The 13874-nt window shown below is 69.1% G+C and carries 15 protein-coding genes; 11 read left to right on the top strand and 4 right to left on the bottom strand.

Features of this window, described 5'->3' with window-relative positions:
* From tesB to BN977_RS29635, 3 genes are all read left to right on the top strand, one after another.
* Positions 1–846, top strand: coding sequence for an acyl-CoA thioesterase II (gene tesB / locus BN977_RS29625; RefSeq protein WP_024455930.1), 846 nt, complete (start codon positions 1–3; stop codon positions 844–846).
* Positions 843–1427 (top strand): pyridoxal 5'-phosphate synthase glutaminase subunit PdxT, encoded by a 585-nt coding sequence (gene pdxT, locus BN977_RS29630; RefSeq protein ID WP_036403607.1) that lies wholly within the window; start codon positions 843–845, stop codon positions 1425–1427. Before tesB ends, pdxT begins: the two co-directional genes overlap by 4 nt.
* Before the next feature lie 69 nt (positions 1428–1496).
* A complete protein-coding gene (locus BN977_RS29635; RefSeq protein WP_036403610.1) occupies positions 1497–3446 on the top strand; it encodes a glycosyltransferase family 39 protein in 1950 nt (649 codons plus the stop codon).
* On the opposite strand, the gene BN977_RS29640 is transcribed toward BN977_RS29635, so the two are convergent.
* Positions 3429–5156, bottom strand: coding sequence for a CocE/NonD family hydrolase (locus BN977_RS29640; protein WP_024455826.1), 1728 nt, complete (start codon positions 5154–5156; stop codon positions 3429–3431). The genes BN977_RS29635 and BN977_RS29640 overlap by 18 nt on opposite strands.
* Positions 5157–5217: 61 nt before the next feature.
* Between BN977_RS29640 and BN977_RS29645 the strand changes: the two genes are divergently transcribed.
* Both BN977_RS29645 and BN977_RS29650 read left to right on the top strand, forming a co-directional pair.
* Positions 5218–5820 (top strand): TetR/AcrR family transcriptional regulator, encoded by a 603-nt coding sequence (locus BN977_RS29645; RefSeq protein WP_036403612.1) that lies wholly within the window; start codon positions 5218–5220, stop codon positions 5818–5820.
* A 41-nt stretch (positions 5821–5861) separates the two neighbouring features.
* Positions 5862–6617, top strand: coding sequence for a YebC/PmpR family DNA-binding transcriptional regulator (locus BN977_RS29650; protein WP_024455828.1), 756 nt, complete (start codon positions 5862–5864; stop codon positions 6615–6617).
* Here BN977_RS29650 and BN977_RS29655 read toward each other — a convergent pair.
* Positions 6614–7261, bottom strand: a complete 648-nt coding sequence (locus BN977_RS29655) for an NAD(P)H-binding protein (protein ID WP_036403614.1) — start codon at positions 7259–7261, stop codon at positions 6614–6616. The two genes, BN977_RS29650 and BN977_RS29655, sit on opposite strands and share 4 nt — an antisense overlap.
* A gap of 26 nt (positions 7262–7287) precedes the next feature.
* Here BN977_RS29655 and BN977_RS29660 point away from each other — a divergent pair, with 26 nt between their 5' ends.
* The 6 genes from BN977_RS29660 to BN977_RS29685 all read left to right on the top strand — a co-directional run bounded on the left by BN977_RS29660 (position 7288) and on the right by BN977_RS29685 (position 10945).
* Positions 7288–7596, top strand: coding sequence for a hypothetical protein (locus tag BN977_RS29660; RefSeq protein ID WP_036404898.1), 309 nt, complete (start codon positions 7288–7290; stop codon positions 7594–7596).
* 80 nt (positions 7597–7676) lie between these two features.
* Entirely contained in the window at positions 7677–8234 is a 558-nt protein-coding gene (gene ruvC / locus BN977_RS29665; RefSeq protein WP_024455831.1) for a crossover junction endodeoxyribonuclease RuvC, read from the top strand.
* Entirely contained in the window at positions 8231–8818 is a 588-nt protein-coding gene (gene ruvA / locus BN977_RS29670; RefSeq protein WP_024455832.1) for a Holliday junction branch migration protein RuvA, read from the top strand. The genes ruvC and ruvA overlap by 4 nt, the downstream gene beginning before the upstream one ends.
* Positions 8815–9870: a Holliday junction branch migration DNA helicase RuvB gene (ruvB, locus tag BN977_RS29675; RefSeq protein ID WP_036403617.1), complete on the top strand. Its 1056-nt coding sequence runs from the start codon at positions 8815–8817 to the stop codon at positions 9868–9870. The genes ruvA and ruvB overlap by 4 nt, the downstream gene beginning before the upstream one ends.
* A gap of 5 nt (positions 9871–9875) precedes the next feature.
* Positions 9876–10259, top strand: coding sequence for a DUF1304 domain-containing protein (locus BN977_RS29680; protein ID WP_036403619.1), 384 nt, complete (start codon positions 9876–9878; stop codon positions 10257–10259).
* A 62-nt stretch (positions 10260–10321) separates the two neighbouring features.
* Positions 10322–10945, top strand: a complete 624-nt coding sequence (locus tag BN977_RS29685) for a hypothetical protein (RefSeq protein WP_024455835.1) — start codon at positions 10322–10324, stop codon at positions 10943–10945.
* Positions 10946–10948: 3 nt separating this feature from the next.
* On the opposite strand, the gene BN977_RS29690 is transcribed toward BN977_RS29685, so the two are convergent.
* Positions 10949–12382, bottom strand: coding sequence for an aminobutyraldehyde dehydrogenase (locus tag BN977_RS29690; protein ID WP_036403621.1), 1434 nt, complete (start codon positions 12380–12382; stop codon positions 10949–10951).
* Entirely contained in the window at positions 12382–13722 is a 1341-nt protein-coding gene (gene gabT / locus BN977_RS29695) for a 4-aminobutyrate--2-oxoglutarate transaminase (RefSeq protein ID WP_024455837.1), read from the bottom strand. The genes BN977_RS29690 and gabT overlap by 1 nt, the downstream gene beginning before the upstream one ends.
* Between the last annotated feature and the right edge of the window lie 152 nt (positions 13723–13874).

The raw sequence follows: 13874 nt of genomic DNA on the forward strand, positions 1-13874 counted from the left end.
GTGGCGATTGAAGAGATCCTCGACCTGGAACAGCTCGAGGTCAACATCTATCGCGGTGGGGTATTCAGCCCGGAGTCGGGCTTCCTGCAGCGTACGTTCGGTGGGCACGTCGCCGGCCAGTCCCTGGTGTCAGCGGTGCGCACGGTGGACCCGAAGTTCCAGGTGCACTCGCTGCACGGGTACTTCCTGCGGCCCGGTGACGCCCGTGCGCCGTCGGTGTATCTCGTCGAGCGGATCCGCGACGGCGGATCGTTCTGCACCCGCCGGGTGAGTGCCATCCAGCACGGCCAGACCATCTTCAGCATGTCGGCGTCCTTCCAGGCCGACCAGAGCGGTATCGAGCACCAGGACGCGATGCCCGCCGCGCCCGGACCGGACGACCTGCCCGGCTTCCGGTCCGGCGGTGCGTTCGACGACGCCGGTTTCGCTCAATTCGCCGAATGGGATGTCCGCATCGTGCCGCGGGACCGGGTCGCCAAGGTGGCGGGCAAGGCATCCCAGCAGCAGGTGTGGTTCCGCCACCGCGACCCGCTGCCCGACGACTCGGTGCTGCACATCTGCGCGCTGGCCTACCTCAGTGACCTCACCCTGCTCGGCTCGGCGCAGGTGAACCACCTCGAGGAGCGCAAGCACCTGAACATCGCGTCGCTGGATCATGCCATGTGGTTCATGCGGCCGTTCCGGGCCGACGAGTGGTTGCTCTATGACCAGTCGTCGCCGTCGGCGTGCGGCGGCCGGGCACTGACCCAGGGCAAGCTGTTCAACCAGTACGGCGAGATGGTCGCCGCGGTCATGCAGGAGGGGCTGACCCGGTACCAGCGGGATTTCGTCCCGCCCACCAAGTGACCGTCCGGGTCGGGGTGCTCGCGCTGCAAGGCGATACCCGCGAACACCTGGCCGCCCTGCGCGAAGCCGGCGCCGACGCACTCTCGGTGCGCCGGGTTGCGGAGATGAAATCGGTTGACGCCCTGGTGATTCCCGGCGGCGAATCCACCGCCATCAGCCATCTGCTGCGGGAGTTCGAGCTGTTGGAGCCGCTGCGTGCCCGGCTGGCCGACGGGATGCCGGCCTACGGATCCTGCGCCGGGATGATCCTGCTGGCCGACGAGATCCTGGATGCCGGCGCCGAAGGCCGGCGGGCCGAGCCGTTGCACGGTATCGATATGACGGTGCGCCGCAACGCCTTCGGGCGCCAGGTCGACTCCTTCGAAGAGGACATCGCGTTCCAGGGGCTGGACGGCCACGTGCATGCGGTGTTCATCCGCGCGCCCTGGGTGGAGCGGGTGGGCCCCGAGGTCGAGGTGCTGGCCCGCGCCGGCGGCCATCCCGTCGCGGTGCGGCAGGGCCGGATGCTGGCGACGGCGTTCCATCCCGAGGTGACCGGTGACCGGCGGGTGCACAAGCTGTTCGTCGACTCGCTCGGGTGAACGTTGCGCCAACGCCGCCATGGAGTTTGCTGTCACAGCGGCGGCCGGTGACGCGCACAGCTTGTTCACATGTCTGCAGTCCTCAATGGCTATGTGACACCCCAAACGACCGCAACGTTCTTCGTACCGCCGACCCACGCCGACCCTGACTTCCCGTCGGCGCAGCCGAGGAATCTCCAGCGCTGGGCGCTGCCACTGCTGCTCGCCGGCACCGCGGTGCTCTACCTCTGGCATATCACGGTCAACGGGATGGGCAATCAGTTCTATGCGGCGGCGGCTCAGGCCGGGTCGCAGGACTGGGAGGCGCTGCTGTTCGGGTCGCTGGATGCGCGCAATTTCATCACGGTGGACAAGCCGCCGGTGTCGCAGTGGGTGATGGGCCTGTCGGGTCAGTTGTTCGGGTTCAGCAGTGCCAGCATGTTGGTGCCCGAGGCGTTGATGGCCGTCGGGTCGGTGGCGTTGCTGTACGGGGCGGTGCGCCGGATCGGTGGGCGGTGGGCGGGCCTGTTGGCCGGTGCCGGGTTGGCGTTGACGCCGGTGGCGGTGTTGATGTTCCGGTTCAACAACCCGGATGCGGCGATGGTGTTGTTGATGACGGCCGCTGCCTATTGCGCGGTGCGGGCACTGGACCGAAACGGGGCCCGGTGGATGGTGTTGGCCGGGGTGGCGTTGGGGTTCGCGTTCCTGGCCAAGATGCTCGAAGGGTTGATGGTGTTGCCGGCGATCGGCTTGGTGTATCTGGTTGCCGCGCCGGTGGGGGTGCGGCGGCGGTTGGTGCATCTGTTGGCGGCGTTGGTGGCGTTTGTGGTCTCGGCCGGCTGGTATGTGGTGCTGACCTTGGTCTGGCCGGCGTCGTCGCGGCCGTATCTGGCGGGGTCCACCGACAACAACTTCATGAACCTGGTCCTCGGCTACAACGGCTTCGGTCGGGTACTCGGGCACAACAATTACGGGTTCCAGCGCGGACCGCAGATCGGTGCGGCGGCCGGGCAGGCCGTCGGGCAACCGCATCACGGGATGGGCGGCTGGGGCGACCAGCAGCAGGGCCTGCCCCGGCTGTTCACCGGTGAGTTCGGCTACGAGATCGGGTGGCTGTTGGTCGGTGCGCTGCTGGCGACGGTGCTGGTGCTGGCCTCCCGTGGCCGCGCCCCCCGCACCGACATCGTCCGGGCCGGCGCCATCTTGTTCGGGGGCTGGCTGCTGATCGACGGTCTGGTGCTCAGTTTCATGAAGACCAACGTGCACCCGTACTACTGCATGTCGCTCGCGCCCGCGGTGGCCGCCATGTTCGCCATCGGCGTGCACGAGATGTGGCGGCGCCGCGACGGCTGGTTCGGGCGGATCGGTCTGGCCGTGTTGTTGCTGGCGACCGGCGGTTGGAGCTGGTGGATCCTGGGCCGCAACGCGGGCTGGTTGCCGCCGCTGCGATGGGTGATCGTCGCGGTGACCGTGGCGGCCACGCTCACGCTGCTGTGGGCGCTGGGCGCACCGCGCCGGCGGCGGCTCGCGACGGCGGCGACGGCGGTGGCCGTGCTGGGCGCGCTCACCGGTTCGGCGGCGTACTCGCTGGCCACCGTCGGTCAGCCGCACACCGGTGGGGGACCGGCGGTCGGCCCGGCGCACGCCGACGGCCGGCACGGCTGGGGCCAGCCGACCGACAACGCGGACCTCGACACGATGCTGAAGAACACCCGCACCACCTGGTCGGCGGCCATCAACCGGTCCTCGGCGGCGGCGTCGCTCGAACTGTCCACCGGCACACCGGTGATGGCGATCGGCGGATTCATCGGCAGTGACCCGGTGCCCACCCTGAGCCAGTTCCAGGGCTATGTGGCGGGCCACCAGATCGGGTACTACATCCTGCCCGACTCCAACGGCCACGGCGCGTTCGGTCGCAACGTACACACCGATATCTCGGACTGGGTGAAGGCCCATTTCACGCCGGTCAAGGTCGGCACCAACACGGTGTACGACCTGACCGCGCCGAAGGCCGGCGGGCGCTCAGAGGACGGGCAGTAGCAGCCGTGACGCCGATGTGACGGTGTTCAGACTGCTGGTGCCCACGCTCGCGTGCCGGAAGTTCATGATCGCGGGCACGTCCGGATCCTGGTCATCGCCGGCCAGCACCAGCTGGATGCGGTGCCCCTTACCGAATCGTCGGGCGTTGGGTACCAACGGGATCCGATATTCGATGGGCTCGCCGATCGGGACCGCGATGGGTCTGCGGCAGGGCAGGACCGGTGCTCCGGGGGCACTCGCGGCCGGGTCCACCTCACGCAGGCCGGCCCGCAACCAGCCGGCCGTCACATCGGTCACCTCGCCATCGGGTGCCACATCCTGCAGGGTGGCCAGCCATGCCGTGTCGGCTGCGGTGGCCGATGCGATGAGCCGCAGCTCGATCTCCCCGACGACATCCAGGTCGGCCGGCAGCTCCGGCGATGTCCAGGTGAGCACCGCCGGCGGGTCGAGCTTGCCGGCTTTGACCCGGCCGGTCCCTGCCCCCAACGTCATGAAATCCCTTGTGCCGGGCTGTCCTTCGTCCGTGCCGAGAACACCGTCGGCGCGCAGCACGAAATCGGTGGCCGTCGCTGCCGGAGGCCAGGACGGGCTGGTGTGCCAATCCGCAGACTCGTCACCGGGAAGGGCGTACCGGACCCGGTCGCCCTCGAGGATCCCGGTGTCGCGACCCTTGAGCCAGTGGTCGTACCAGGCCAGCGCCTCGGTGTGCATGCTTTCCCATGGCCACGTCAAGCCGTACCGGTCGAGCAGGCCCAGTTGCACATTCGGGTTGTGCGCCAGCGCTTTCCACGTGACGAACGTCGAGGGCAGGTGCAGCGGTACGTTCTCCCAGTCGCAGCCCAGGTAGACGGGGATGTCGATATTGCCCAGCAGCGGTGTGAGATCCCGGTCGTCCCACCACTCGTCGCGCACGGGGTGGGTGACCGACACGTCCAGCCAGAGGTCATCCCAGGGGTGCGGGTCGTGCGGCAGTTTGAGCAGCTGGTGCATCAGCGTCACCGCGGCCTCGCCGTTCATCGTGCCGAACTTGCGGTGCAGCGGGCCCACGTTGAGCACCTTGCGGGCGATCTGGAGCGGCACGCTGCGCCAGAAGTCGTCGCTGCGGGCGGCGGTCAACCCCATCATCGACAGGAACGGCGTGATGAAGGCCGAACTCACCAGGCCGTGGTGTGAGGCCGCCTCGAACAGGTCCGCGGTGACGGCCAGCGGGAAGATGGCCTTGAGGTGCGGAGGCCGCTCGACCGCGGCTTCCAGCTGGGTCATCGCGAAGTAGCTGATGCCGATCATCCCCACATTGCCGTCACACCACGGTTGGGCCGCGGCCCATTCGACGAGGTCGTGCATATCGCGCCGTTCTTGCCCGTCGAAGAAACCGAATTCGCCGCCCGATCCGCCTGTCCCGCGGAGGTTGGCGATCACGTGCGCGTAGCCGCGCGATACCCAGAACGGGGTGCTGCCGGCCTCGATGAAACCCATCGGTGCGCCGAGGTCCTGGATCTGTCGAGGGTAGGGCGACGCCGCGATCAGGGCGGGGAAGCGGCCGTCGGCGTCGGGCCGGTGTACGTCGGCCATCAACGAGACGCCGTCACGGACCGGCACGCCGACGTTGATGTCGCGCCGTATGTCGTACTGCGGCTCGCTCAGATTGCTGAAGGTGCGGCCGGTGGTCTGCGGCCCGTTGAGCGAGGTTTTCAGGGGGGACGTTGCCATAGTTTCACGCTACGTTGAAACTAGTCTCAACGCAACGTGAAAATATTGCTAGGGTGTGTCCATGGTGAAGAACGCGGTGCCCCCTGGGCCTCGAGATGAGCGGGGCGTCCTGCAGGCGCGCATCCTCGCCGCCGCCCGCGACGCGTTCGCGGACACCGGATACGCCGGGACGACGATCAGGTCGGTGGCCCGGGCGGCCGACGTGGATCCGGCGCTGGTCTACCACTACTTCGGGTCCAAGGATGGGCTGCTGGACGCGGCGACGACACCGCCTCCGCGCTGGTTGGACAACGTCGCCACGACCTGGACGACACCGCTGCCCGAGCTGGGCGCAGCGCTGCTACGGCTGATGCTCGGCGCCTGGGCCGACGACGAGATCGGGCCCGTACTGCGCTCGGTGCTCCAGACCGCGGCCCACGATCAGAGCACCCGGGAGAAGTTGCGCCGCGTGGTCGAGGGTCAGCTGATGGGGGTGGCGCAGCTGGGTGCCGACGAGCGCGATCGCAAGGTGCGCAGTGGCCTGGTGTCCTCGCAGATCATGGGTTTGGCGATGATGCGCTACATCTGGCAGATCGAGCCGGTGGCCACCATGACCGAGGAGGAACTGGTCGCTGCCGTGGCGCCGAACCTCCAGCGTTATATCGAAGGGGATCTGGCCACGTAGAATGGACAGCCGGAGTTTGATCAGAAAGAGGGCGTACCTGCATGAGCGGCCATTCCAAGTGGGCCACCACGAAGCACAAGAAGGCGATCATCGACGCCCGCCGGGGCAAGAACTTCGCCAAGCTGATCAAGAACATCGAGGTGGCGGCCCGCACCGGTGGTGGTGACCCGGGTGGTAACCCGACGCTGTACGACGCCATCCAGAAGGCCAAGAAGTCCTCGGTCCCCAACGACAACATCGAGCGCGCGCGCAAGCGCGGCGCCGGTGAAGAGGCGGGCGGCGCCGACTGGCAGACCATCACCTACGAGGGCTACGGACCGAACGGTGTCGCGGTGCTCATCGAGTGTCTGACCGACAACAAGAACCGGGCCGCCGGTGAGGTCCGCGTGGCGATGACGCGCAACGGCGGCAACATGGCCGACCCCGGTTCGGTGGCGTACCTGTTCTCCCGCAAGGGCATCATCACCCTGGAGAAGAACGGTCTGTCCGAGGACGATGTGCTGGCTGCGGTGCTCGAAGCCGGTGCCGAGGAGATCAACGACCTGGGCGAGAGCTTCGAGATCATCTCCGAGCCCACCGATCTGGTTGCCGTGCGCACCGCGCTGCAGGACGCCGGGATCGACTACGACTCGGCCGAGGCCAGCTTCCAGCCGTCGGTCAGCGTGCAGGTGGACCTGGAGGGCGCCCGCAAGGTGCTCAAGCTCGTCGACGCCCTGGAGGACAGCGACGACGTGCAAGAGGTCTACACCAACGTCGACATCCCCGAGGACGTCGCCGCCGCCCTCGAAGAGGACTAGAGCGCAGCGCCGATCGGCGTATCCCCGCCTATCAGCTCGAAGGTCCGGCCGGCGGTGTCCGGCCGGTCCAGCACGGCCAGCAGCACGCCCGCGACATCGGCGCGGGGGATGGTGCCGCGTCCCGTCGACTCCGCGACGGTCACCTTTCCGGTGCCCGGTTCGTCGGTCAGGCCGCCCGGCCGCACGATCGTGGCACGCAGGCCGGCACGTGCCCGCACATTCGCGTCCGCCTCGGACTTGGCCCGGATATAGGCGCGGAACACCTCGTCGTACCCCGCGTCCAGGCTGCGGTCGTCGGCGGCGATGGCCGACACCATGACATAGCGCCCGACACCGGCGGCCTCGGCCGCGTCGGCGAGCAGCACGGCAGCGTCACGGTCGACGGTCTGTTTGCGGGCCACCCCGCTGCCCGGCCCGGCGCCCGCGGCGAACACCACCGCGTCGGCGCCGCGGATGACCTCGGCGACCTGCTGCACCGACGCCCGCTCCAGATCGAGCACGACGGGCGCGGCGCCGGCGGCCTCCAGATCGGCGGCCTGGGCGGGATTGCGGATGATGCCGGTGACCGTGTCCCCGCGCGCGGCGAGCAGGCGTTCCAGCAGCAGGGCGATCTTGCCGTGGCCGCCGGCGATGACGATGTGCATGCCACCAGCGTGCCAGGATGTCCGTCATGGCTGTGGTCACGGACCCCAACGGCACGCAATGGTCGGTGCACCGGCGATGGTGGCCGTTCCCGGACCTCAGTGATGTCGTCGATCTCGATTGGTTCACCTGGTTGCTCGCCGCACCGTTCCTGCTGCTGTGGCCGTTCTGGCTGATGACCAAGGTGCTGGGCGCGCGGTGGCGGATTGTGATCCAACGCGGTGGGCAGGAAATGGAGACCGAACTGGTGCGCGGCTGGCGGCGCTCGGGTGCGCGCATCAACGAGCAGGCACTGCGGTTGGCCCAGGGCTGGCGGTCCGGGCACTACCAACTGTGAGCGAGCGTGTCCCTACCAGGCGGTGACGGACCGGGCCGCTAGGCTGATCGAACACGTGTTCTGTCGGTGAAGGGGTTGGCGTGCGGGTAATGGGAGTCGATCCCGGGCTGACGCGTTGTGGTCTGTCGGTGATCGAGACCGGGCGCGGCCGCCACGTCATCGCGCTGGACGTCGACGTGGTGCGCACACCCGCCGACACGCCGCTGCACCGGCGGCTGCTCACCATCAGTGACACCGTCGAGCACTGGATGGACACCCACCTTCCCGACGTCATCGCCATCGAGCGGGTGTTCGCCAACCAGAACGCCAACACCGCGATGGGCACCGCCCAGGCCGGCGGTGTCATCGCGCTGGCCGCGGCCAAGCGCGATATCGACGTGCACTTCCACACCCCCAGTGAGGTCAAGGCCGCGGTGACCGGCAACGGCAGGGCCGACAAGGCACAGGTCACCACCATGGTGACGAAAATCCTTGCCTTGCAACAGAAACCGACACCAGCGGACGCCGCCGACGCCCTGGCGTTGGCCATCTGTCACTGCTGGCGCGCCCCGATGATCGCGCGGATGGCCCAGGCCGAGGCCAAGGCCGCCGAAGCCAAACGTGCCTACCAGGCCCGGTTGAAGGCGGCCCGGGCATGATCGCCTCGGTACGCGGCGAGGTCGTCGACATCGCGCTGGACCACGCCGTCATCGAAGCGGCCGGTGTCGGCTACAAGGTGATGGCCACCCCGACCACGCTGGCGACGCTGCGCCGCGGCGAGGACGCCCGGCTGATCACCGCGATGATCGTCCGCGAGGACTCCATGACGTTGTACGGCTTCGCCGACGGCGAGGCCAGGGACCTGTTCACCACGCTGCTCGGGGTGTCCGGAGTTGGGCCCAAGATCGCGCTGGCCACCCTGGCGGTGTACGACGCGCAGGCGTTGCGCCAGGCGCTGGCCGACGGTGATGTCACCGCACTGACCCGGGTGCCCGGCATCGGCAAGCGTGGCGCCGAGCGCATGGTGCTCGAACTACGCGACAAGATCGGCGCCGTCGCCGGCGCGGGCCAGGCCGCCGCCGGTGGCTTCGGCGTTCGCGGACCCGTCGTGGAAGCCCTCGTCGGGCTTGGCTTTCCGGCCAAACAGGCGGAGGAGGCCACCGACAAGGTGCTGGCCGGTGATCCGGAGGCCAGCACGTCGGGCGCCCTGCGTGCCGCGCTGTCGATGTTGGGTAAGAAATGAGCCGGTTCGACGAGGACGCCGAAGCCCAGGAGCGCGAGGTCTCGCCCGCGCTGACCGTCGGTGAAGGCGACATCGACGCCAGCCTGCGGCCCCGCTCGCTGGGTGAATTCATCGGCCAGCACCGGGTCCGCGAGCAGCTGCAGCTGGTCATCGAGGGTGCCAAGAACCGCGGCGGCACCCCCGATCACATCCTGTTGTCCGGTCCGCCCGGCCTTGGCAAGACGTCGCTGGCGATGATCATCGCCGCCGAACTGGGCTCCGCGCTGCGCGTCACCTCCGGTCCCGCCCTGGAGCGGGCCGGCGATCTGGCCGCCATGCTGTCCAATCTGGTCGAGGGCGACGTGTTGTTCATCGACGAGATCCACCGGATCGCCCGGCCCGCGGAGGAGATGCTCTACCTCGCGATGGAGGACTTCCGGGTGGACGTCGTGGTGGGCAAGGGCCCCGGCGCCACATCGATCCCGCTGGACGTCGCCCCGTTCACCCTGGTCGGCGCCACCACGCGGTCCGGCGCGCTGACCGGCCCCCTGCGCGACCGGTTCGGCTTCACCGCGCACATGGACTTCTACGAACCCGGCGACCTGGAACGGGTGCTGGCCCGCTCGGCCGGCATCCTCGGCATCGAATTGGGTGCCGAGGCCGGCGCCGAGGTGGCCCGGCGCTCCCGCGGGACACCCCGCATCGCCAACCGGCTGCTGCGCCGGGTGCGCGATTACGCCGAGGTGCGCGCCGACGGTGTCATCACCCGCGATATCGCCAAGGCCGCCCTGGAGGTCTACGACGTCGACGAGCTCGGCCTGGACCGGCTGGACCGCGCCGTGCTGTCGGCGTTGACCCGCAGCTTCGGTGGCGGACCGGTCGGGGTGTCCACCCTTGCTGTCGCGGTCGGTGAGGAAGCCACCACCGTGGAGGAGGTCTGCGAACCGTTCCTGGTGCGGGCCGGCATGATCGCCCGCACCCCGCGCGGCCGCGTCGCCACACCACAGGCCTGGACACACCTGGGCCTGCAGCCCCCGGTCACCGGTCTGGGCCAGGCCGGGCTGTTTGAATAGACGGCATGCTGACCGCCGGTGTGACCGTCGCGGCCCTTGCCGCGCTGCTGCACGTGTACATCTTCGTGATGGAGTCGTTGACCTGGACGTCGGCCCGGACCCGGGCGACGTTCGGCACCTCCGCCGAAGAGGCCGCCGCCACCAAGGAGCTCGCCTTCAACCAGGGGTTCTACAACCTGTTCCTGGCCATCGTGTCCGGCATCGGCATCGCGGCGCTGCTGTCCGGCCATGACGCGGTCGGCGCGGCACTGATCTTCGCCGGCGTCGGATCGATGCTGGCCGCGGCGCTGGTGCTGCTGCTGTCGTCGCCGGACAAGGCGCGCGCCGCCATCACCCAGGGCGTGCTGCCGCTGATCGCGGTGGTCCTGGTGGCGGTGGGGCTGGCCTGAACCCGGCTCGGATTGGCCAGGCCGGCCAGCGGGTACCTCATGCCCAGGCATGAGGAGGAAACATGACTGAGAGCACTGCGACCACTGGGGCCCCGGCCCGCACCGGGCGATTGGCCATCCCGCGCAGCCGCGGCGCGGCAAGCGGATTCCTGGTGATGATCTTGGGGGCGTGGGGTGCACTCGCCCCGTTCATCGGCCCCTATCTGCACTTCGCGTACACCCCGGACCAGGCCTGGACCTGGACCGCGGCGCGCGGCTGGCTGGAGGTGCTGCCGGGTGCGGTGGCCGTCCTCGGCGGCCTGTTGCTGCTGACGTCGGGTAACCGGGCCACCGCCATGCTGGGCGGCTGGCTCGCCGTGGCCGCCGGCGCATGGTTCGTGATCGGCAGGTCCTTCACCGCCACGCTGGCGCTCGGCGATATCGGCGCCCCCGCGACCGGGTTGGACTCCCAGCAGGTGCTGCTGCTGGAGCTGACGTTCTTCACCGGGCTCGGCACGCTCATCGCCGTGCTCGGCGGCATGGCCGTGGGCCGGCTCTCGGTGCGCAGCGTCCGGGATATGAGCTACGCCCGCCGGCCGCTGACCACCTCGGCGCAGGTCGCCGACCCCGCCGAGGTCGGCGAGGTCAGGGACACCACCCCACGCCGCCGCGCGTTCTGGCACCGGCACACACCGGTGCCGCACTAGGCGTCAGCCGGTGTACACCATCACGTGCTTGATCCGGGTGTAGTCCTCGAGCCCGTACATCGACAGATCCTTGCCGTGGCCCGATGACTTGTAGCCACCGTGCGGCATCTCGGCCACCAGCGGGATGTGGGTGTTGATCCACACGCAGCCGAAATCCAGCGCGTTGGACATCCGGATGGCGCGGGAGACGTCCTTGGTCCACACCGAGGACGCCAGCCCGTACTCGACGCCGTTGGCCCAGTCCAGCGCCTGCTCCTCGGAGGCGAACTCCTGCACGGTGATGACGGGTCCGAAGATCTCGTTCTGGATCATCCGGTCGTCCTGGCGCAGGCCGCCCACCACCGTCGGCTCGACGTAGAAACCCTTGTCGCCCTGCCGCTTTCCGCCGGTTGCGACGGTGGCGTGGGCCGGCACGTCCTCGAAGAAACCGAGCACCCGCTGCATCTGGTCGACGTTGTTCACCGGCGGCACCCAGGCGTCCTCGTCACCGGCCGCCCGGCCGAACGTGGTGGTCGCCGCCTTGGCCTGCTCGGCCAGCGCGGCGGTCAGGTCGGCGACGATCGACGCCGGTGCCAGCACCCGGGTGGCGGCCGTGCAGTCCTGCCCGGCGTTGAAATAGCCCGCGGTGGCAATGCCTTCCGCGGCGGCGGCGATATCGGCGTCCTCGAAGACGATGACCGGCGCCTTGCCGCCCAGCTCGAGGTGGGTGCGCTTGAGGTGGCCGCCGGCGCTCACCGCGACGGCGCGACCGGCCGCCACCGACCCGGTGATCGACACCATCTCGGGCGTCGGGTGCGCGACGACGGCCGCGCCGGTGACGCGGTCACCGGTGACGACGTTGAGCACGCCGGCGGGGAAGTGCCGGGCGGCGATCTCGGCCAGCATCACGGTGGTCACCGGGGTGGTGTCACTGGGCTTGAGCACGACGGTGTTGCCCGCCGCGATCGCCGGGCAGAACTTCCAGATCGCCATCATCATCGGGTAGTTCCACGGAGCCACCTGGCCGATCACGCCGACCGGTTCCCGGCGGATCCACGATGTGTGGTCGGCCATGTACTCGCCCGCCGACTTGCCCTCCAGAACCCGGGCCGCACCGGCGAAGAACCGGATCTGGTCCAGCATCGGCGGGATCTCCTCGGCCGCCGTGACATGGTTGGGCTTGCCGGTGTTGCGGCCCTCGGCCGCCACCAGTTCGTCGGCGTGGCGTTCGACGTCGTCGGCGAAGTCCAGCAGCGCCTTCTGCCGTTGCGACGGGGTGGTGCGCTTCCACTCCTGGAACGCGTGCGCGGCCGCCGCGTACGCGTTGTCGACATCGGCCTCGGTGGAGATCGGGGCGGTGCCGTACTGCTGCCCGGTGGACGGATCGACCAGGGGCATGGTGGCCCCGCCGACGGAGTCGACCAGTTCGCCGCCGATGAAATTGCGGACGGTGGTCATCACAACGCCTTGAGGGCAGCCGCCAGGATGTCGAGCCCCTCGATGAGCAGCTCGTCGGAGATGGCCAGCGGCGGCAGGAAGCGCAGCACGTTTCCGTAGGTGCCGCACGACAACACGATCACGCCCTGGGCGTGGGCCGCCGCGCACAGCGCCTTGGTCAGGTCGGCGTCGGGTTCGGTGGTGCCCGGCTTGACCAGTTCCACGGCGATCATCGCGCCGCGGCCGCGGACATCGCCGATGCGGTCGTCGTCGGCCTGCATGCGGCCGAGGCGTTCCTTCATCAGCGTCTCGATCTCGGCGGCGCGGGCCACCATGTTGTCCGACTCGATGGTCGCGATGGTGGCCAGGGCGGCCGCGCAGGCCACCGGGTTGCCGCCGTAGGTGCCGCCCAGCCCGGAGACGTGCGGGGCGTCCATGATCTCGGCGCGGCCGGTGACCGCCGACAACGGCAGGCCGTCGGCGATGCCCTTGGCGGTGACGATCAGATCCGGCTCGATGCCCTCGTGCTCGCAGGCGAACATTCTGCCGGTGCGGGCGAACCCGGTCTGCACCTCGTCGGCGATGAAGACGACGTTGTTCTTGCGACACCAGTCCAGCAGCGTGGGCAGGAAGCCCTCGGCCGGGACGATGAAACCGCCCTCGCCCTGGATCGGTTCGATGATGACGGCGGCCAGGTTGTCCGCGCCGACCTGCTTGTCGATCACGCTGATCGCCCGCTTGGCGGCCAGTTCGCCGTCGGTGGCCAGTTCCTTGCCGAACTCCGCGTCGCGGAACGGGTAGGACAGGGGAGCGCGGTACACCTCGGGGGCGAACGGGCCGAAGCCGTGCTTGTAGGGCATCGACTTGGCGGTCAGCGCCATGGTGAGGTTGGTGCGGCCGTGATAGGCGTGATCGAAGGAGACGACGGCCTGTTTACGGGTATAGGACCGGGCGATCTTGACGGCGTTCTCGACGGCTTCGGAACCGGAGTTGAACAGCGCCGAACGCTTGTCGCCGGCGACGGGGGTCAGCCGGTTGAGCTGTTCGCAGACCGCGACGTACTCCTCGTAGGGAGTGACCATGAAGCAGGTGTGGGTGAACCGCCCGGCCTGGGCGGCGACGGCCTCCACGACCCGCGGTGACGCGTTGCCGATGGTGGTCACCGCGATGCCCGAGCCGAGGTCGATCAGCCGGTTCCCGTCGATGTCCTCGACGATGCCGCCGGCGGCCCGCGCGGCGTAGACCGGCATGGTGGTGCCGACGCCGCGCGAGACTGCGGCGGTCTTACGCTCGATCAGCGCCGACGATTTCGGGCCGGGGATGGTGGTGGCGAGATGACGGGTCTGCTCGACGGCAGTCACAGTTGACTCCTGATCGGTGTGCACAGCGGGGATGACACGCGATCCGAGCCTAATCGGCTACCCACATACGCGGGTGAAAACAGAAGTTGAACAGCTGTCTGACTTCGAATCGAGTGTTGCAGCGAGTATCTTGCCACGATTTCCGTCGCCGT

This window comes from Mycolicibacterium cosmeticum, assembly GCF_000613185.1.
In the GTDB taxonomy this organism is placed as follows: domain Bacteria; phylum Actinomycetota; class Actinomycetes; order Mycobacteriales; family Mycobacteriaceae; genus Mycobacterium; species Mycobacterium cosmeticum.